12 protein-coding genes are annotated in these 15,580 nt (G+C 33.6%); 3 read left to right on the forward strand and 9 right to left on the reverse strand.

The window, feature by feature from the left end; translation table 11 throughout:
• Nucleotides 1–8: 8 nt before the first annotated feature.
• Nucleotides 9–1,991, reverse strand: coding sequence for an oligopeptide transporter, OPT family (locus Q0X14_RS10045; RefSeq protein ID WP_297837802.1), 1,983 nt, complete (start codon nucleotides 1,989–1,991; stop codon nucleotides 9–11).
• A 10-nt stretch (nucleotides 1,992–2,001) separates the two neighbouring features.
• Nucleotides 2,002–4,815, reverse strand: a complete 2,814-nt coding sequence (locus tag Q0X14_RS10050) for a S8 family serine peptidase (protein ID WP_297837804.1) — start codon at nucleotides 4,813–4,815, stop codon at nucleotides 2,002–2,004.
• A gap of 175 nt (nucleotides 4,816–4,990) precedes the next feature.
• Between Q0X14_RS10050 and rsmI the strand changes: the two genes are divergently transcribed.
• Complete coding sequence (gene rsmI / locus Q0X14_RS10055) at nucleotides 4,991–5,686, forward strand: 16S rRNA (cytidine(1402)-2'-O)-methyltransferase (protein WP_297837807.1); 696 nt, start codon at nucleotides 4,991–4,993, stop codon at nucleotides 5,684–5,686.
• Nucleotides 5,687–5,739: 53 nt separating this feature from the next.
• Here rsmI and Q0X14_RS10060 read toward each other — a convergent pair whose 3' ends face one another.
• From Q0X14_RS10060 to Q0X14_RS10070, 3 genes are all read right to left on the reverse strand, one after another.
• The gene (locus tag Q0X14_RS10060) at nucleotides 5,740–7,440 is read right to left on the reverse strand and encodes a peptidase (protein ID WP_297837810.1); all 1,701 of its coding nucleotides are present in this window, start codon (nucleotides 7,438–7,440) and stop codon (nucleotides 5,740–5,742) included.
• A gap of 14 nt (nucleotides 7,441–7,454) precedes the next feature.
• A complete protein-coding gene (locus tag Q0X14_RS10065) occupies nucleotides 7,455–7,910 on the reverse strand; it encodes a hypothetical protein (protein WP_297837813.1) in 456 nt (151 codons plus the stop codon).
• A gap of 63 nt (nucleotides 7,911–7,973) precedes the next feature.
• Nucleotides 7,974–8,528: a nitroreductase family protein gene (locus tag Q0X14_RS10070; RefSeq protein ID WP_297837817.1), complete on the reverse strand. Its 555-nt coding sequence runs from the start codon at nucleotides 8,526–8,528 to the stop codon at nucleotides 7,974–7,976.
• Nucleotides 8,529–8,561: 33 nt separating this feature from the next.
• Between Q0X14_RS10070 and Q0X14_RS10075 the strand changes: the two genes are divergently transcribed.
• Entirely contained in the window at nucleotides 8,562–9,206 is a 645-nt protein-coding gene (locus tag Q0X14_RS10075) for a sensor histidine kinase (RefSeq protein ID WP_297837820.1), read from the forward strand.
• Between the two features lie 29 nt (nucleotides 9,207–9,235).
• Complete coding sequence (locus tag Q0X14_RS10080; RefSeq protein WP_297837823.1) at nucleotides 9,236–10,195, forward strand: lytic transglycosylase domain-containing protein; 960 nt, start codon at nucleotides 9,236–9,238, stop codon at nucleotides 10,193–10,195.
• A 1-nt stretch (nucleotide 10,196) separates the two neighbouring features.
• Here the strand turns inward: Q0X14_RS10080 and Q0X14_RS10085 are convergent, their stop codons facing one another.
• The 4 genes from Q0X14_RS10085 to Q0X14_RS10100 all read right to left on the reverse strand — a co-directional run bounded on the left by Q0X14_RS10085 (nucleotide 10,197) and on the right by Q0X14_RS10100 (nucleotide 15,541).
• A complete protein-coding gene (locus Q0X14_RS10085; RefSeq protein WP_297837826.1) occupies nucleotides 10,197–10,532 on the reverse strand; it encodes a thioredoxin family protein in 336 nt (111 codons plus the stop codon).
• 64 nt (nucleotides 10,533–10,596) lie between these two features.
• On the reverse strand, nucleotides 10,597–11,085 hold the full coding sequence (locus Q0X14_RS10090) for a peptidylprolyl isomerase (protein ID WP_297837829.1): 489 nt from the start codon (nucleotides 11,083–11,085) through the stop codon (nucleotides 10,597–10,599).
• Nucleotides 11,086–11,165: 80 nt separating this feature from the next.
• Nucleotides 11,166–14,579 carry a CHAT domain-containing protein gene (locus Q0X14_RS10095; RefSeq protein WP_297837831.1) on the reverse strand — a complete coding sequence of 1,138 codons (3,414 nt, stop codon included), beginning with the start codon at nucleotides 14,577–14,579 and terminating at the stop codon, nucleotides 11,166–11,168.
• A 2-nt stretch (nucleotides 14,580–14,581) separates the two neighbouring features.
• On the reverse strand, nucleotides 14,582–15,541 hold the full coding sequence (locus Q0X14_RS10100) for a hypothetical protein (protein ID WP_297837836.1): 960 nt from the start codon (nucleotides 15,539–15,541) through the stop codon (nucleotides 14,582–14,584).
• Nucleotides 15,542–15,580 lie beyond the last annotated feature (39 nt).

Raw genomic sequence — 15,580 nt, forward strand, 5'->3', positions numbered from 1 at the left:
TAAATTTTTTACTCTTCTGCTTTTCCTCTTAATGAATCCCAAATCATATAAAAACATATTACCGCAAACATTACTAAACCAAGTAGTTCGGCTGAGTGCGATTCCGCCCATTCAACATCAACCCAATTGTAGCCAAGATATCTTAAAAATGCACTCACAACTCCCATTAAAGCTCCGCCTGCAATAAATCCTGATGCGATTAATGTTCCTCGTTCTCTTCTTGCATTATTAAGTTTTTCATCTTTACTTCTTGTTGAAACAAAATGAGCAATCAGTCCACCGACAAGTAAGGGTGTGTTCAATTCAAGAGGAATATACATACCGAGTGCAAATGCCAGTGCCGGAACTTTTATCATAGTTAAGGTCGCAGCTAAAATCGCACCGACGATATAGAGAGTCCACGGTGCTGGTTGTTGATCCATCAACGGTTGAATTACTGCAGCCATAGCATTCGCCTGAGGCGCAACAAGGGCACCTTCACCAACAAATCCATAAGTTTCATTCAATATCATTATAACAAATCCAACTGTTAAAGCAGAGACAAGTACACCAAGAAATTTCCATTGTTCCTGTTTCTTTGGAGTAGAGCCCAACCAGTAACCTATCTTTAGATCGGTGATGAATCCACCTGCCATTGATAATGCAGTGCAAACTACTCCTCCTATTATCAGAGCAGCTATCATTCCCTGTTGACCTTTCAATCCAACTGAGGTAAGAATTATTGATGATAGAATCAAAGTCATCAATGTCATACCACTCACAGGATTTGTTCCAACAATTGCAATTGCGTTTGCAGCAACAGTTGTAAATAAGAATGAAATTATCAGAACAATCAGCAAACCTGTTACAGCCCAACCAAGGTTATTCAATACACCAAAGTGGAAGAAAGCAAGCAACAGAATTGCAGTAGCAATAATTCCGATTACAATAGTTTTCATCGGAAGGTCGAGTTGTGTTCTGATAATATTGTTTGAGCCATCTTTCTTTTCAAAAATTTCTTTTACTCCAAGCGATATTGCATCTCGTATAATTTTCGAAGAGCGAATAATTCCTATTATTCCAGCCATCGCAATTCCACCGATACCAATGTGCCGGACATATTGTCTGAAAATTTCTTCTGCAGTCATTGCAGAAATAAGTTTTGATGCTCCTGTACCGAAAGGTTCTGTTAGTCCAGCGCCAATGTATGAAATCACCGGAACAAGTAAATACCAGGAAACAAAAGAACCTGCTACAATTATCGCAGCGTATTTTAATCCGACAATGTAACCAAGACCCATCACAGCAGCACCAACATTCAATCTGAACACAAGTTTAAATTTATCAGCGAGCATTTCACCAAAAGCAAAAACTCTTGTTGTAAATGTTTCACTCCACCATCCGAATGTTGCGATTATGAAATCATATACACCTCCTATTAAACCGCTTACAACAAGTACAAGTGCCTGCTTACCACCTTTTTCACCTGCTACCAAAACTTCTGTTGTTGCAGTTGCTTCGGGAAAAGGAAATTTGCCGTGCATTTCTGCAACAAAATATTTTCTGAAAGGAATCAGAAAAAGAATTCCAAGAATTCCTCCAAATGCTGAGGCAAGAAATATCTGATAAAAATGTGCTTCCAGATTTAATATGTATAAAGCTGGAATTGTGAATATTGCCCCTGCAACAATCAATCCTGAGTTTTGCCCGATTGATTGAATAATCACATTTTCACCAAGTGCGCCTTTTCTTTTAAGCGCAGCCGAAAGTCCAACTGCAATTATTGCAATCGGAATTGCTGCTTCAAACACTTGTCCGATTTTCAAACCAAGGTAAGCTGCTGCTGCAGAAAACAAAACCGCCATCAGCAATCCCCATATTACTGAGTAAGGTGTAATTTCTCTCGGTGTTGATTCCGGAGGCATTAAAGGACGATACACCTCACCGGGTTTAAGTTCAGTGTAAGCATTTTCCGGTAGACCTTTAATTGGTCCGCTTGTGTGTTCACTCATACTTCACCTTTCAATAATTGAAATTAATAGGTAGTTCATATTCCGCGTTATTTGTTGATGTTGATTTGAAATAGATTTTTCCAAAACCAAAACTGTCATCTGAATAATTCATTTCGGGTTTTACAAATTTAACATCGAGTGTCTTAATATTATTTGGATAAAGAGTAATCGAATTTCTTCCTGCACTTTTAACATCAAGTTTTATGGGCGCAGAAAGATAAGTTAATTCCTCAACAGATACATTTGCATTAAAATCTTTGCTAACAAAAGCCGGCACTAATTCTAAAACATAGTTCGCACTGTCTTTTCCATCCGGCAAGTTAACACTTACATTTCCACCGCTTCTGTATGATAGTGCGTTTTTACTCACTGCTTTTCCTGATGAATCCAAAATCTGAAATGAAAAATCTGTTACTTTATTAAAGTCTTCTTTGGTAAGTGTAAAAGAAAATTCTTTCGTCTTCTCTCCCTTAATAAGAGTGAATGGAATTTTCGTTGTGCCGCTACCATCAACTTTAATAAAATAGTTTTTCCTGAAGCCAAACAATTCACCACTCAAATTATAAGTTTTTGCTTCGTTAAAATAATTTACAACTTCGATTGATGAATTATCTGAAGTAAGTGGTTCATTACTCAATCTACTAATAGAACTGAATTCAACTTCGAGATTATAAACAGATGGCTCGGAAGCAAGGAAAAATCCATCAACAACTATTTCATAAATGCCTGGAGTTAAATCATAATAAACATTCTCAACCTTTTCATCATTATTTACAGAATAAAGAACTTTTGAAACATCTACCTGAATTCCATCATTGTTGTGCAAAAAGTATCTGCAGCGCGCATATTCCTTCGACATTTTGTCTCGGCTCAAAACAATCTTCATTGAGTTTTGTCCTGCAGGAATTTTTATAAAATATCTTTTAATCATTCCCTGCTGAACAGTTTCATCCTTCCAAATCATTTTATAATTGTTTGATGAATTGAATTCATACGGAATAACAACAGTGGCAAGCATATCAAACTCAGGGAATGACGATGCATCATCTCTTGTTGCTATAATTTTAGCTGTGTAAAGTCCGGGCAATTTCAACTTTGTTTTATCCAGTCTAACATTAACAACAGCCGATTGATCATTCCGAATGTAAATTTTTTTCTGAATAAGTTTTAACCAGTCTGCATCTGTTTTTAAGTTATAAGTTCTGTAAAACTTGTCTGAGTTTATTGAGTTTTCTCTTTTTATGTTGAAAGTGAATACTTCATCAGTTGTAAGAAATGAACCATCTCTTATATAAAGATTATTTGCTTTGTTATCCGGCTGATTTGGTGCAAAAGAATTTATTGTATAAGTCTCAAATTTTTTATGCTCACCGTTCTTCAAAAACTTTCTCATCAAATCATAAGCATTAATAACATTTATAAATCCACCACCTTGATCAAGAACTGTGTACTGATTCCAATATGTTGCGGACTCTCTAATTATTTTATATAAAAGTTGTGATGGAATTTTAACATCCGGAAATTCTTTTTGCGCTGCACTTAATAAAAGAGACATCACACCCGCAGAATAAGGACAAGCCATACTTGTTCCCCAAAATCTATCACCGGGAGTAAAATTCGGTACAGTTGAAGTTGCAGCACCGGGAGATACAACATCCGGTTTGCTTACTTCGCCACCTCTTGAGCTGAAATGAAGAATTACATCGTTCGGTAATTCATTTCCATAATTATCTCGCGCAACTTCTTTTGCAAGCACAGCTCCGGATGAGAAAACATAATTACTTGAAGCAGGTAATCCGGAAGATGAAATTCCGGGTCCTTCATTACCATTGCTTACACTTACATAGAGATAGGGATTTTCTTTTAAGAGTTTCGCGAGAAAATTTTCCATCTCTGAACGATTTTCTATTTCGCTGCCGATTCCATAACTCATACTTACAATACAAGGTTCTTTTCTTTCGCGCGAAAGTTCATCAGCATACAGATAAGCTTTCTTCATACTTTCATTAACTGTTGCACCGCCGGGAAAGTTATTATGACCGATTTTCAAAGCAATAATATTTGCGCCAGGAGCTACTCCATTTAAACCGACTTCGCCAATATTGTATCCTGCTGCAATTCCCGCGCAATGAGTTCCGTGTGAACCATCATCGAAAAAGAATACAACTTTGTTTTCTTCGGGGAAAATATTTAACGCCATCGTAAATGGTGCCAAGCCTTTTGCTCTTCCAACAGTAAAAGCATCAAAATTTTCTCTATAGTTTCTCAAGGGTTTTTCATCTGACACATCACCATTTCCATTCAAATCAAAGTAAACAACCCAATTATCGTTTGAAGTCTTATAAACTATAAAATAATAGACATCATCAGTTGAGCCATTTCCGTTAAGGTCAGCAGAGCCACTGTTTGAATTAATAAGATGTTTTTCAGGAAAAGCTCCGATAAAATAATTGTTATCCGAAGGTGGAAGTAATTTTTCCAAATCAGCTTTAACAGAAAATTTTTTATCTGAGTTTTCAAAAATCGTTTTTCCATTCTCAGTTCTTTTTTCTGCCGGATAAAATTGCATATCACCTTCACCAGTAAAATCCTGAACATCAATTACTTTTACCTGTCCGGTTGATGTTTTAACCAAGCCATCAATTCCAATATCCACACCTGTATCAAGCACAATAATAATTGTTCCTCTGCCATCATACTCGGGATGTTGTTTTATAAAATCTTCTACACCAGTGCTTTTAAGAGCAAGAAATGTCTGACTTTCCTGGGCGAAAGAAAGAGAACTTAACAAGAGCAAAACAAAAAGAATTCTGAGTGCTTTCATTTTATTATCCATATAAGTTTTGTTTTAATATTTAGAGAAAAAATTTTTTCTGTGTTCGAAATGAATTCTGAAAGGTATAATGAATTGTTGTATTTTTTCATTAAGCAAAAATAAGTTTAATGTGTTGCGAAATTTAAGGACAATTACTCAGAATTTTTAAAAGAAAATTTATTTGATGAAATCAAAGCTTTACATTGTCTCAACATCGATTGGTAACTACGAAGATATCACTCTTCGAGCTTTAAGGGTTCTGAAGGAATGTGATTTTATAATTTGTGAGGAATATAAAGAAGCAAGAAGATTACTTTCGCATTATCAAATTCAGAAAGAATTGCTTGCGCTTAATGAACATAATGAAAAAGAAGTATCGTCGGAAATAATCTCGCGAATCAAATCCGGTCAAACAGCGGCTTTAATATCTGATTGTGGAACTCCATTGTTTTCTGATCCGGGACATTTTCTTGTTAGTCTTGCCATTCAAAATAAATTTGATATTATTCCCGTGCCCGGTGCAAGTTCATTACTTTCAGCGCTGGTTGGAAGCGGACTGGACTTTGAGAAGTTCTATTACTACGGCTGGCTTTCTCCCAAAAAAGAAATTCGTAAAAAACAATTATTTGATTTGAAGAGAATTAAAGAAACAATAATTATCCTTGATACTCCATATCGTTTGCAAACCCTTCTTGAAGATGTTGTAAAGATTCTTGGCGAAAAAGTTTATATAGTTCTGGCTTATGAATTAACCAAAGAAAAAGAAAAATTTTATCGCGGCACAGCTTTGCAGATTTTTAATATAGCACAAAAAGAAAATCTTAAAGGCGAGTTTGTGCTGATGTTAAAGAACGATAACAAAAAGTTTAACCGTACTTAATACATCAGCACAAATAAAAAAATAATTTTAATGAATACCTGACAATAAGTTTTTTATCTGAGTTTTTGTTCAATTTCAAAAACTGGTTTAATGTCAACTGGTAGTGATTCAAGTTTTTTTGTTAATGTTTCAATTGTTTTTGATTTCACCGCATACTTAGCAATCAGATCCTTTGCTGCTTGATAATTTCCTTCTGCCTGAATTGTTAGCACCAAATTACAAAGCTCTTTAAGTGCCGGATAAATTTTTTCAAAATCAACTTTTACTTTTTGGGTTGCCTCATCATAAACATAAGCACCTTTTTCAAGCAGAAAATTATAAATGATTGCATTGCCACCACCATGAGCTTCTCCAATTCCAAATCTCATACTACGAAAAGCTCCTGCAAGAAAAGTTACCCAAACCTGTTTTTCCATTTCTTTTGGATAAACACCTTTTTCAATCATAAAAATGTTGTTGTACATTCCAAGAATATCCGCCTTACATTCTTCCATTGTTGAATAAGTTTCTTTCAACTCTTTCTTTACTTCTGTTTTTTTTCCATTCACTGTGATAAATCCCGGACCAACACCGTGAGACATTTCGTGCATAAGTGTGTGGTTGAAGAAAGCATCGAATGTAACAAATGGCAGAAGTTCAGGTTCAAGTACAAGTTCTGCAATTGGCTTCAACAGTTTTTCAAATTTTGCTTCGTGAACATTTTTTAACATTACTTTCTTTGAGCCCTTTGCTTTGCGTACTCTTTCATCATTCGGAAGATTGAATGCAAGCGTTTGAACTCCGGCTTTTGTATCGCCGGCAGTAAATACTTCATTAACTACCACAATCGGTGATTCACTTCCGCGCTGATAGTTTTTATGTTTTTCATCAAGCGGAAGATTTTTTTCAATATCATTCAGATATTTTGCAAACACTTCAAGCTTTTTTGTTTCAACAGGATCTTTAATTGTAACAAAACTTTCAAACGAAGCCTTATAATTGAACAAACCATCTTCATAAACTTCGTAGGGACCAATAACTACTTCGATGTTATGATCTTTCAAATCCATCCAATCCATATCACTTTGATAATAATCATTTGATAGAAAAGCATCTGCGCGGGAGAGCAAATATTTTTTCAAAGAAGGATTATCGGCATACTCAGCTGCCTCTTTAAGAAGGTTAGAAATTTTAGTTAAATATTCCTTGTAATACTCACTATAGGGGATTGCAACAAGTTTTCCATCTTTTCTTCGTATAACAGTAAATTCTGATGTAAAAGATTTCTCATCTGCCGGATTTTGCTTAATCCAATTTTCAAATTCTTCCTTGGTCATATCTTCAGGATAAAAATTCGCTCCGAGAGGTTTCTTCTCAGTACCCATAAATGGCTCGTCATCTTCAAGTCTGTCAAAAGGACCAAACATTATGTTGAAGAGTTCTAGTTGAAGATTAAGTTTAGCTTTCTGCTCCGGATCATTTACAACTGTTTTGTCTGAAAGCTTTGCAAGCAACTCAGCTTTAATCTGATGATTTTTTGAATAGACCTGGTCAAGATAAATTGAATCAATCAGTTTTGATGCCCGATAAAGTTTTTCTAATACAACTTTTTCTCTTTCACTTAAAAGATTTTCATCGTATTGAATTTCTACCGGAATAAACTTTGAAATTTTTTGTTTAAGTAGTTCCACCTGACTTTCCTCTTTAATTTGATTTTGTTTTTCACCACAAGATAAAATCACTAATGATGATAAAAGAACAAGCAACTTTTTCATAAAACACCTTTTTATTATTCGTTTGGAAGTTTAAACCTTACTCGCAAAACACCGTTTTCAAAACTTGTAGATATTATCTGAAATTTTCCAATCTCTTTGGTTGATTTTACATGAACACCGCTGCAAGGACAAGCATCATAATCACCAATTTTAATAATACGAATTGTATCTCCGGCTTCTTCAGGTAATCTTGATAATTGAAAATATTTTTCTGCTTCGTTGCGATTCATAAATTCTTCATAAACAGGCAAATCCTTTTGGATTATTTCATTAACTTTTTCATTGATTGATCTAACTTCTTCTTCAGTTAAGTTTCTGTCGAAATGATAATCACACTTTGACTTTTTCTTTTCAATATGGTTGCTGAATGATCTTCCTTTATTAAACATTCTAACCATAGTTTGATTAAGAATGTGTTCAGCGGAATGCATTCGTGGATCGTAATTTTTATTTGATTTTATATCGTTCAATTTGTTCTCCTTTTTTCGGATTAAGAGCAAGAGTTTTTATATTACTTTAAATCTTAATATTACTCACCATTTGTTAAAGTGTACCTTTTCCATCTTAAATCTTTCTTCTGCTTTTACTTCTTCATCCGGATAACCAATAGCAACCAGTGCAATCGGAATAATTTCCGAAGGCAATTTAAACTGGTCTTTAAGATTTTTCACTACTTCATCCATGCCATGAACAGCAATCCAGCAACTGCCAAGTCCAAGATCAAAGGCAGCGAGTAAAATATTCTGAACAGCAGCAGAGCAATTCTGAATAAGCCAGCTATCATTTTTTTCAAGAGATGAATCTCCGCAAACCAAAATTGCTGCGCCCGATTGCTTAATCATCTCAGCGTGAGAAACTGATTTTACTGTTTCGTTAATAACATCTTCAGAGTTTATGACAATAAAATGCCAGGGTTGCAAATTCATTGCACTTGGAGCATACATTGCTGCTCTCAGAAGTGATTGAATTTTTTCTTCTTCAATTTTTTCAGATTTGTATTTTCTTATACTTCTTCTGTTTATAATTGCCTGGAAAGTTTCCATATCTTTTTCATTAAAATTATTAATCGTTGGAATAAAAATAATCACATTTATTTTGAGAATTTGTCGTGGAGCTCATAAATGAATGAAGAAGAAAAGAAAAAAAGCGATGAGAAAATTCTCCTTAAAGAAATTCATCATCGTGTTAAAAATAATCTTAACATAATAATCGGTTTGCTCGAATTACAAAGCCAGAATATTGAAGATGTTGCCGTCAAAGAAATGTTCAGAGAAAGCATTAATCGAATTCGTTCAATGGCGATTATTCACGAATATCTTTACAGAAGCGAAAATCAATCTGCAATTGATCTTTCTCTTTACATCGAATCTCTGGCTGATAATTTATTAGCAGTTTACGCTGATATTAAAAAAGAGTTAATGATTAACTATAAAATGGATAGCGTTTTTACAGATTTTGATTTAGCTATTCCTGTAGGTTTAATTGTAAATGAAATTATTACAAACTCAATTAAGCATGCTTTTATTGAAAGACCCAAAGGCAAAATTGATATTAGTCTTGAGAAGAATAATTCTAAAATCAAATTAACAATTAAAGATGATGGAATCGGCGTTCCGGTGAATCTGGATATTGAGAATAGTAAAAGCCTGGGATTACAATTAATTAAACTATTGGTAAGTCAGTTAAACGGAGATTATAAAATCTATCGTGAAGATGGTACTACAGTGCAAATCGAAATTCCTTTTAAAGAATTAAAACCAGATTGAAATTTGTATTTAAATAATTATAAGGTGTTATGAAAAATTATTCGTTGACAAAATTAAAACCCGTTCATTTTTTTGCATCAGGTGCAGCACTAACTATTTTGCTTTTTGCATTGATATTCGGCTTCCAATCGAACACTAAAAATGACAACGATAAAAATCAGAGTTCATCACAATTCATAATTACTCAACCAGAAATTCCTGATGAGGTTTATTTATTCGGAGAAAAGCTTCCGCTTGAGAATTTTGAAGTATACGAAAGACTTGATCGGGAAATGATTGTAAATGCTTACTGGCACTCGGCAACAATACTTGCACTCAAAAGAGCCAACAGATGGTTTCCTGTAATCGAACCGATTTTGAAAAGGAATAATATTCCTTTAGACTTTAAATATCTCGCCGTTGCAGAAAGTAATCTTGAAAATGTTATATCGCCGGCAGGGGCAACAGGCTTCTGGCAATTTATTAAATCAGCAGCCACACAATACGGACTTGAAGTAAATGATGAAGTTGACGAAAGATATGATGTTGAAAAATCAACGGAAGCTGCTTGCAGATATTTAAAGGATGCATATCAAAAATTCGGAAGCTGGACAATGGCTGCAGCTGCTTATAACGCTGGTATGAATGGAATTGATAAGTGGAGTTCATTACAAAAAACCACGAACTATTATAACCTTGTTCTGGGAATTGAAACATCTCGTTATATTGCAAGAGTCGCTGCAATCAAAATCATAATGGAAAATCCGCAGAAGTATGGTTTTAATCTTTCAGAAAAAGATTTATATCAGCCGCTGAAGTATAAAGAAGTTGTTCTTGATTCTTCTGTTACTGATTTCGCGAATTATGCTGCATCACTCGGAATCAATTATAAAACTTTGAAGCTTTATAATCCCTGGCTTAGAGATACATCACTTAAAAATAAAAACGGGAAAAAGTATGTTATTAAAATTCCCGAAGAAGGCAGTATAAAACTGATTGGAGAAAATTGATTTATCCAAATATCATTTGATAATATCTTTCGATTTGGTCACTGAGAATTTCGATAGAGACATTTCTTGAAACTCTGATTATTTCTTTCCCTTCAAAAAAAATTATTATTGTCGGGACAGCAAAAACAGAAAGCTGTCCGGCAATTTCCTTTGCTTCGTTCAAATCAACATAAACAAATTTTATCTTGGGATATTTTGTTTCAATAAGTTCAATCACTTTGGGTTTAAGAACCTTACAAACATTGCATTGCGGTGTGCTGAGATAAAAACAAACAGCAGGATTCGCTTCAACAGATTCTTTAAAATTGGCAAAACTGATTATTGAATTGTTTTCCATAAAAACAAAAAAGAGGATCGATAAAATCAATCCTCAATTCTTTATTGTTCGTTTTTATTGTTAATTAGTGATGATGATGTCCGTCAGGACCGTGAACATGTCCGTGAGCTAATTCTTCTGGAGTAGCATCACGCACATCAAGAAGTTCAACATCAAACTCGAGATCTTTACCTGCAAGAGGATGATTGAAATCAATTGTTATATCATCACCTTCAACATTTGTAATTGTGAAAGGCATTTTTGTTCCGTCGGGTGCAGAAGCAATGTACTGCATTCCAACTTCCAGCAGAAAATCCTGAGGAAAATTTTCTCTTCCAACAACCTGAACAACTTCTTCATTATATTCACCGTAAGCTTCAGCAGCAGGAATTGAAATATGTTTCTTTCCGCCGATTAGCATTGAATCTACTTCAGCTTCAAGTTTTGGCAGAATCTGTTCCTGACCGCTTATGTATGAAAATGGCTGAGCATTCTCTGTGGTATCGAGAATATTTCCCTGTTCGTCTTTTAATGTAAAGTTGAGTGTTACAACTTTGTTAGCGCCAATTGGCATGGTTTCTCCTATTTATTAAATAATTGCTACATAAGTTTAAACAATAATCAGGCAAAAAGAAATATAGAATTAAAGCTAAATTATCTCTTCTTCGCCAGATTGTATCTGTTGAAAAGATAATATAAAAGAAGAAGTGTAAACAGAATTGTAATGTATTTTTTAGGGAATGATACCGACTTATTTAACTTCAAGGCTGAATTATCACCTGAAAGCACAAATGCTGCCCAGTAATAAGGATTTGCCGAATAATTTTCTTTAAAGAATATTTTCGCTTTTCTGAGCGCCTCAGACTTGTCATAACCTTTGCTTAAGTATTCATAGAAACTTTTCATAAAGAAAGCCGTGTATTTATCATTAACATCCCAAAGAGAAACCACAACACTTTTGGCACCCGCTTCGAAAAATGATTTCTGCATTCCTATCATTCCTTCTGTTGCATCAATTGTTCCCAATCCGCTTTTACAGGAACTTAAAACAACAAGTTCCGAATTGAGTTTTAGCTTTACAATTTCTCCAATCTCGAGATAGCCATCTGAATTTGATTTCTCTTCTTGCGAGAAAATTATAAATGGTTGATTGTTGTGAATAAAAGAATGCGTTGATAAATGAATAAGAGTTTTATCTGATGAATTATTAATAAATTGTTCCTCGGTTGCATTTTCAGAAAGAAGAACAGAAGCATCAGCAAACATTGACTCGATTTGTTCAACTTCTTCTTTTGAATACTTCAATGGAAATAATCTGAGATTTCTCGAACTAAAGCTCTGGTCCTCAATTAAACTGCCGCGATAACTCTGCGCAAAATCACCGCTAGTAATTTGTGGATCGCCAACCAATAATAATTTTTCATTTTCAATTACTGGTTTTTCTTTCTGAAGCAAATAAACAGAAACAGAAGGAGTATATGTAACCGAATATTCTTCAATCAGAAATTTTTTGTTGTCATAATAAAATGGACTGTCATTCAATTTAAAGTCCGTAACAAGAAATTCGATAGGTACAATTGATAACTCTACCGGAAGCGAAAAAATTAATTTACCATCTGAAGGAATAAAATCTTTAACCGGTTCTATTATTGATTTATACAATTCATTAGCAGCTTTTGCATTAAATGAAAATAAATCCTGATTGTAATACGCTTCGTTCAAATTGAATTGATTATCATAAGCAGGACTTATCTCTTTTACAAGATTCAAAATTTCATTTTTCTTACTGGAAAGCTTAACCGGAGTAAAACCATTTTTCTTAATAACAAATGCGAAACAAAATTCGTCATTGAAATAATATGAAACTAAAGTTTCATTATCAGGAATTTTATTCAAATCAGAACCAAGATTAAAATGCTCTGTTTGATTATCGGGATTAAAATTATACTTTGTAAACATCTGTTTCTTAATTGAATTAAAAATACTTTCAAGCGAATCTTTTTCAGCTTGAAGGTAGATTCCGGAATTTATCTTCCAATTTATGTCATAATAATTTCTGACTAAATTTTCATCACTTACAATATTCTGTAACTTCAATTCGTTAAGATTTCTGAAAGTATTTCTGGCTCTGAACTTTTCAATCAAATTAAAAGCATCAGAAAATCTGGATTGACTGAGATATAAATCCGTTAATTTCACATAAGAATCTTTTAATCCTGCAAAGCGATATACATCGATCTGAGAGTTAAGCAAAGTTGATGAAGAAGATTTTTCTATCAGTTCAATAGCTTCCGTATACATTTTTTCCGCTTCTGAAATTTTATTTTCACTTTCGAAATAAAGTGCCTGATAATATTTTGATTCAATCGAAGTGTTAAAATCATTCACCGAAAGAGCTGTTTTATCAGCTTTGACCAGGTAGTTTTTTGCGGTTGAGAAATTTTTCTGATGAATTTTTGAAATTCCAAGATAAAGATTCTGCAATGCAAGAAGCTGGGTAAAATTATTATCGGCAGAGGTTTTCATTACTTTATTCAGAATAACTTCTGCATCGCGAAATTTTTTTTGCCTGATATAATTATCAGCAAGATAAGTCAGAATTAAAGATTTGTAATAGACATCGGAAACACTTTCAGCAATTGAAAGAGCATTTTTGAACTGTTGTTCAGCGATTGCGAAACTATCAAGGTCTGTTAATGCAAGTGCTTTTTTGAAAAGTAAATCTTCAACCAGATAAGGATCATCATCTTCTGCAATTTCATCTTCAACTTTTCTAAAAACCGAAAGAGCTTTGTTGGGTTTGTTGAGATTATAATAAAGTGTTCCGATACTGATTTCGGAAAGAGCTTTCTGATCTACATTTTTAATTTTATCAGAGAGTTCCTTCGCTTTGTTATAATATTCAAGGGCTTTTGAATAATCAGAAAGATTCGAATACACATCACCAAGTCCGCGAAAATTTAATATTCGAGACACAGCATTTTCACCAGCTAATTTTAATCCTTCCTCAAAACTTTTTATCGCCGCAGAAAAATTTGCTGTCTGAATGTAAAGCGAACCAATATTAGCGGAAAGATTTGCAAGTCTCTCTGTGTTTTTCAATATGCTGAAAAGTTCAAAACTTCTTTCATAATTTTTTCTCGCCTCAACAATTTCTCCGGAGTATGTGTAAGAAACACCTGTTTCGGAATAAGCAATTGCCTGCAATTCAATATCTTCAATGTCGTTAGCTAATTGAAGTGCCAATTTTAACTTTTCTTGTGCACTTTCAACATTTCCATTGTAATCATCCAATATTGCAAGGTTGATAAGAGCTTTAGCTTCTTCTTTTTGATTTTTATTCTCAACTGCGATATTATATCCTGCTTTGTAAAGTTTACTCGCTTCTTCATTTTTTCCTGAAAGCAGAAACAACGAACCTTTTGAAATTATTAATCTGCAATATTCTGGTTTGTCTTTCGGATAATTGTTCATTAGGGAATCAATTATTACCAAAGCTTTCTGGTAATCTCCGATTGCTCTGTAAGAGTGTGAGAGAAGAAAAAGTGGTTCTATATCATTTATCTCTTTAAGTAATTCAATTGCATCTGAATAATTTCCATTATGATAAGCAAAAAGTGCATTCAAGTATTTTTTATAATTGTTTTCATTTGTGTTCTGTAATTTCTTCTTTATATAATCTGACTTGTTAATGATTTGAGCAAGAAAAACCAATTCATCATAGTATCTGTAATCATCAGGAAGTTCGGTAAGATATTTTTCGAGCAGCTTGAAAGCTTCTTCAAATTTTTGTTTTCTTTTTAAGAGCAGAGCGTTTGCAAAATCTTTTTCAAAAGAATCTTGTAACAGAGAAATTGATTTTTGAATTTCATTCGCATCAATTTTTTGTGATGTTAAAGAGAAGTATAATGTTTGAAAATCTTTTGAGTATAAAATGGAATTTTGGTTAGACTTATTCTCATTCGAACTAAATCCGATTGTAAAAACCAAAAGAATCGGAACCACAACAATCAACGCCAATGAAATCTTTGTAGCGAGCTTCATCATCATAATTAAATTTCTCTTCATCATTAAAATGATTTAAGGAGTTCTTCCGCATTTTTGTAATAACTTCCTTTTTCATCAACAACTATTTGTAAATGCTGCTTTGCAGAATTCCTATCGTTAATCAGTAAGTAAGCTTTCCCGATATAAAAGTGAGCATCGAGTTTTAAATTCTGAAATCTGTCGTTTTGATTCAGCTCAATTGATTTTTCAAAATGGCTTATAGCTTTAAGAACATCTTCTCTCTCAAACGACTTGAACAAACCAAGAAAATCCTTTTCAGCTTTGTTTACATAAGCCAATGCAAGTACAAAGTGAGTATAAAAAACAGATTCCTGATTTGGGTTTTCTTTAAGGTCATCATTAAGAAATTTGATTGCATTATCAAAATCTTTTTTATCAAGTGCATCAAGTCCTCGCTGGAAAAGCTCTGTAGTTCTTCCACGAGTGTTATAAAAATCTCTATCCTGAGCAAAAGGGGTCTTTATGTAATCCGGGGTAGTTAAATCAGAGTAAACGAAAAGTCCAAAATAAATAATCACAACAGCAGCAATAGAAGTTATGGCATACTTAAGTGAGTTAAACTTCTCTCTTAAAATAATTTGTGTAACAGGAGTATATGATTTCTTTGCTTCTGGAGAAATACTTTTACTTACGAAGTGATTAACATCTTCATATTGTGAGTTTAGCTCTTTAAAGTCATTCTGACACTGTTCACACTTTCGTAAATGATCTTCAATCTTTACCAAAAGAAATGGTAACACTTTATTGTATTCCGGCAGACCATTTTTGTACAGAACATATTCGCCAATAAGTTCTTCATCCAAATGTTCATTACGATGAAGAGAATTTTTAATTGCAGTATAAGTGTCAATTATTTTCTTTGCTTCAGGATCAGAAGCAGAAATTTCTTTAAGCCATTTCTTTTCAGAATCGCTTAAATCCTTCTTTTCAAGCAAATCAATTATTTTTTCTATTTCAATCATTATCAATTAACCTTCTTTTACTCGTTAAACATTAGTAAT

Origin of the sequence: Ignavibacterium sp. (genome assembly GCF_025998815.1) — a bacterium.
GTDB lineage: Bacteria > Bacteroidota > Ignavibacteria > Ignavibacteriales > Ignavibacteriaceae > Ignavibacterium.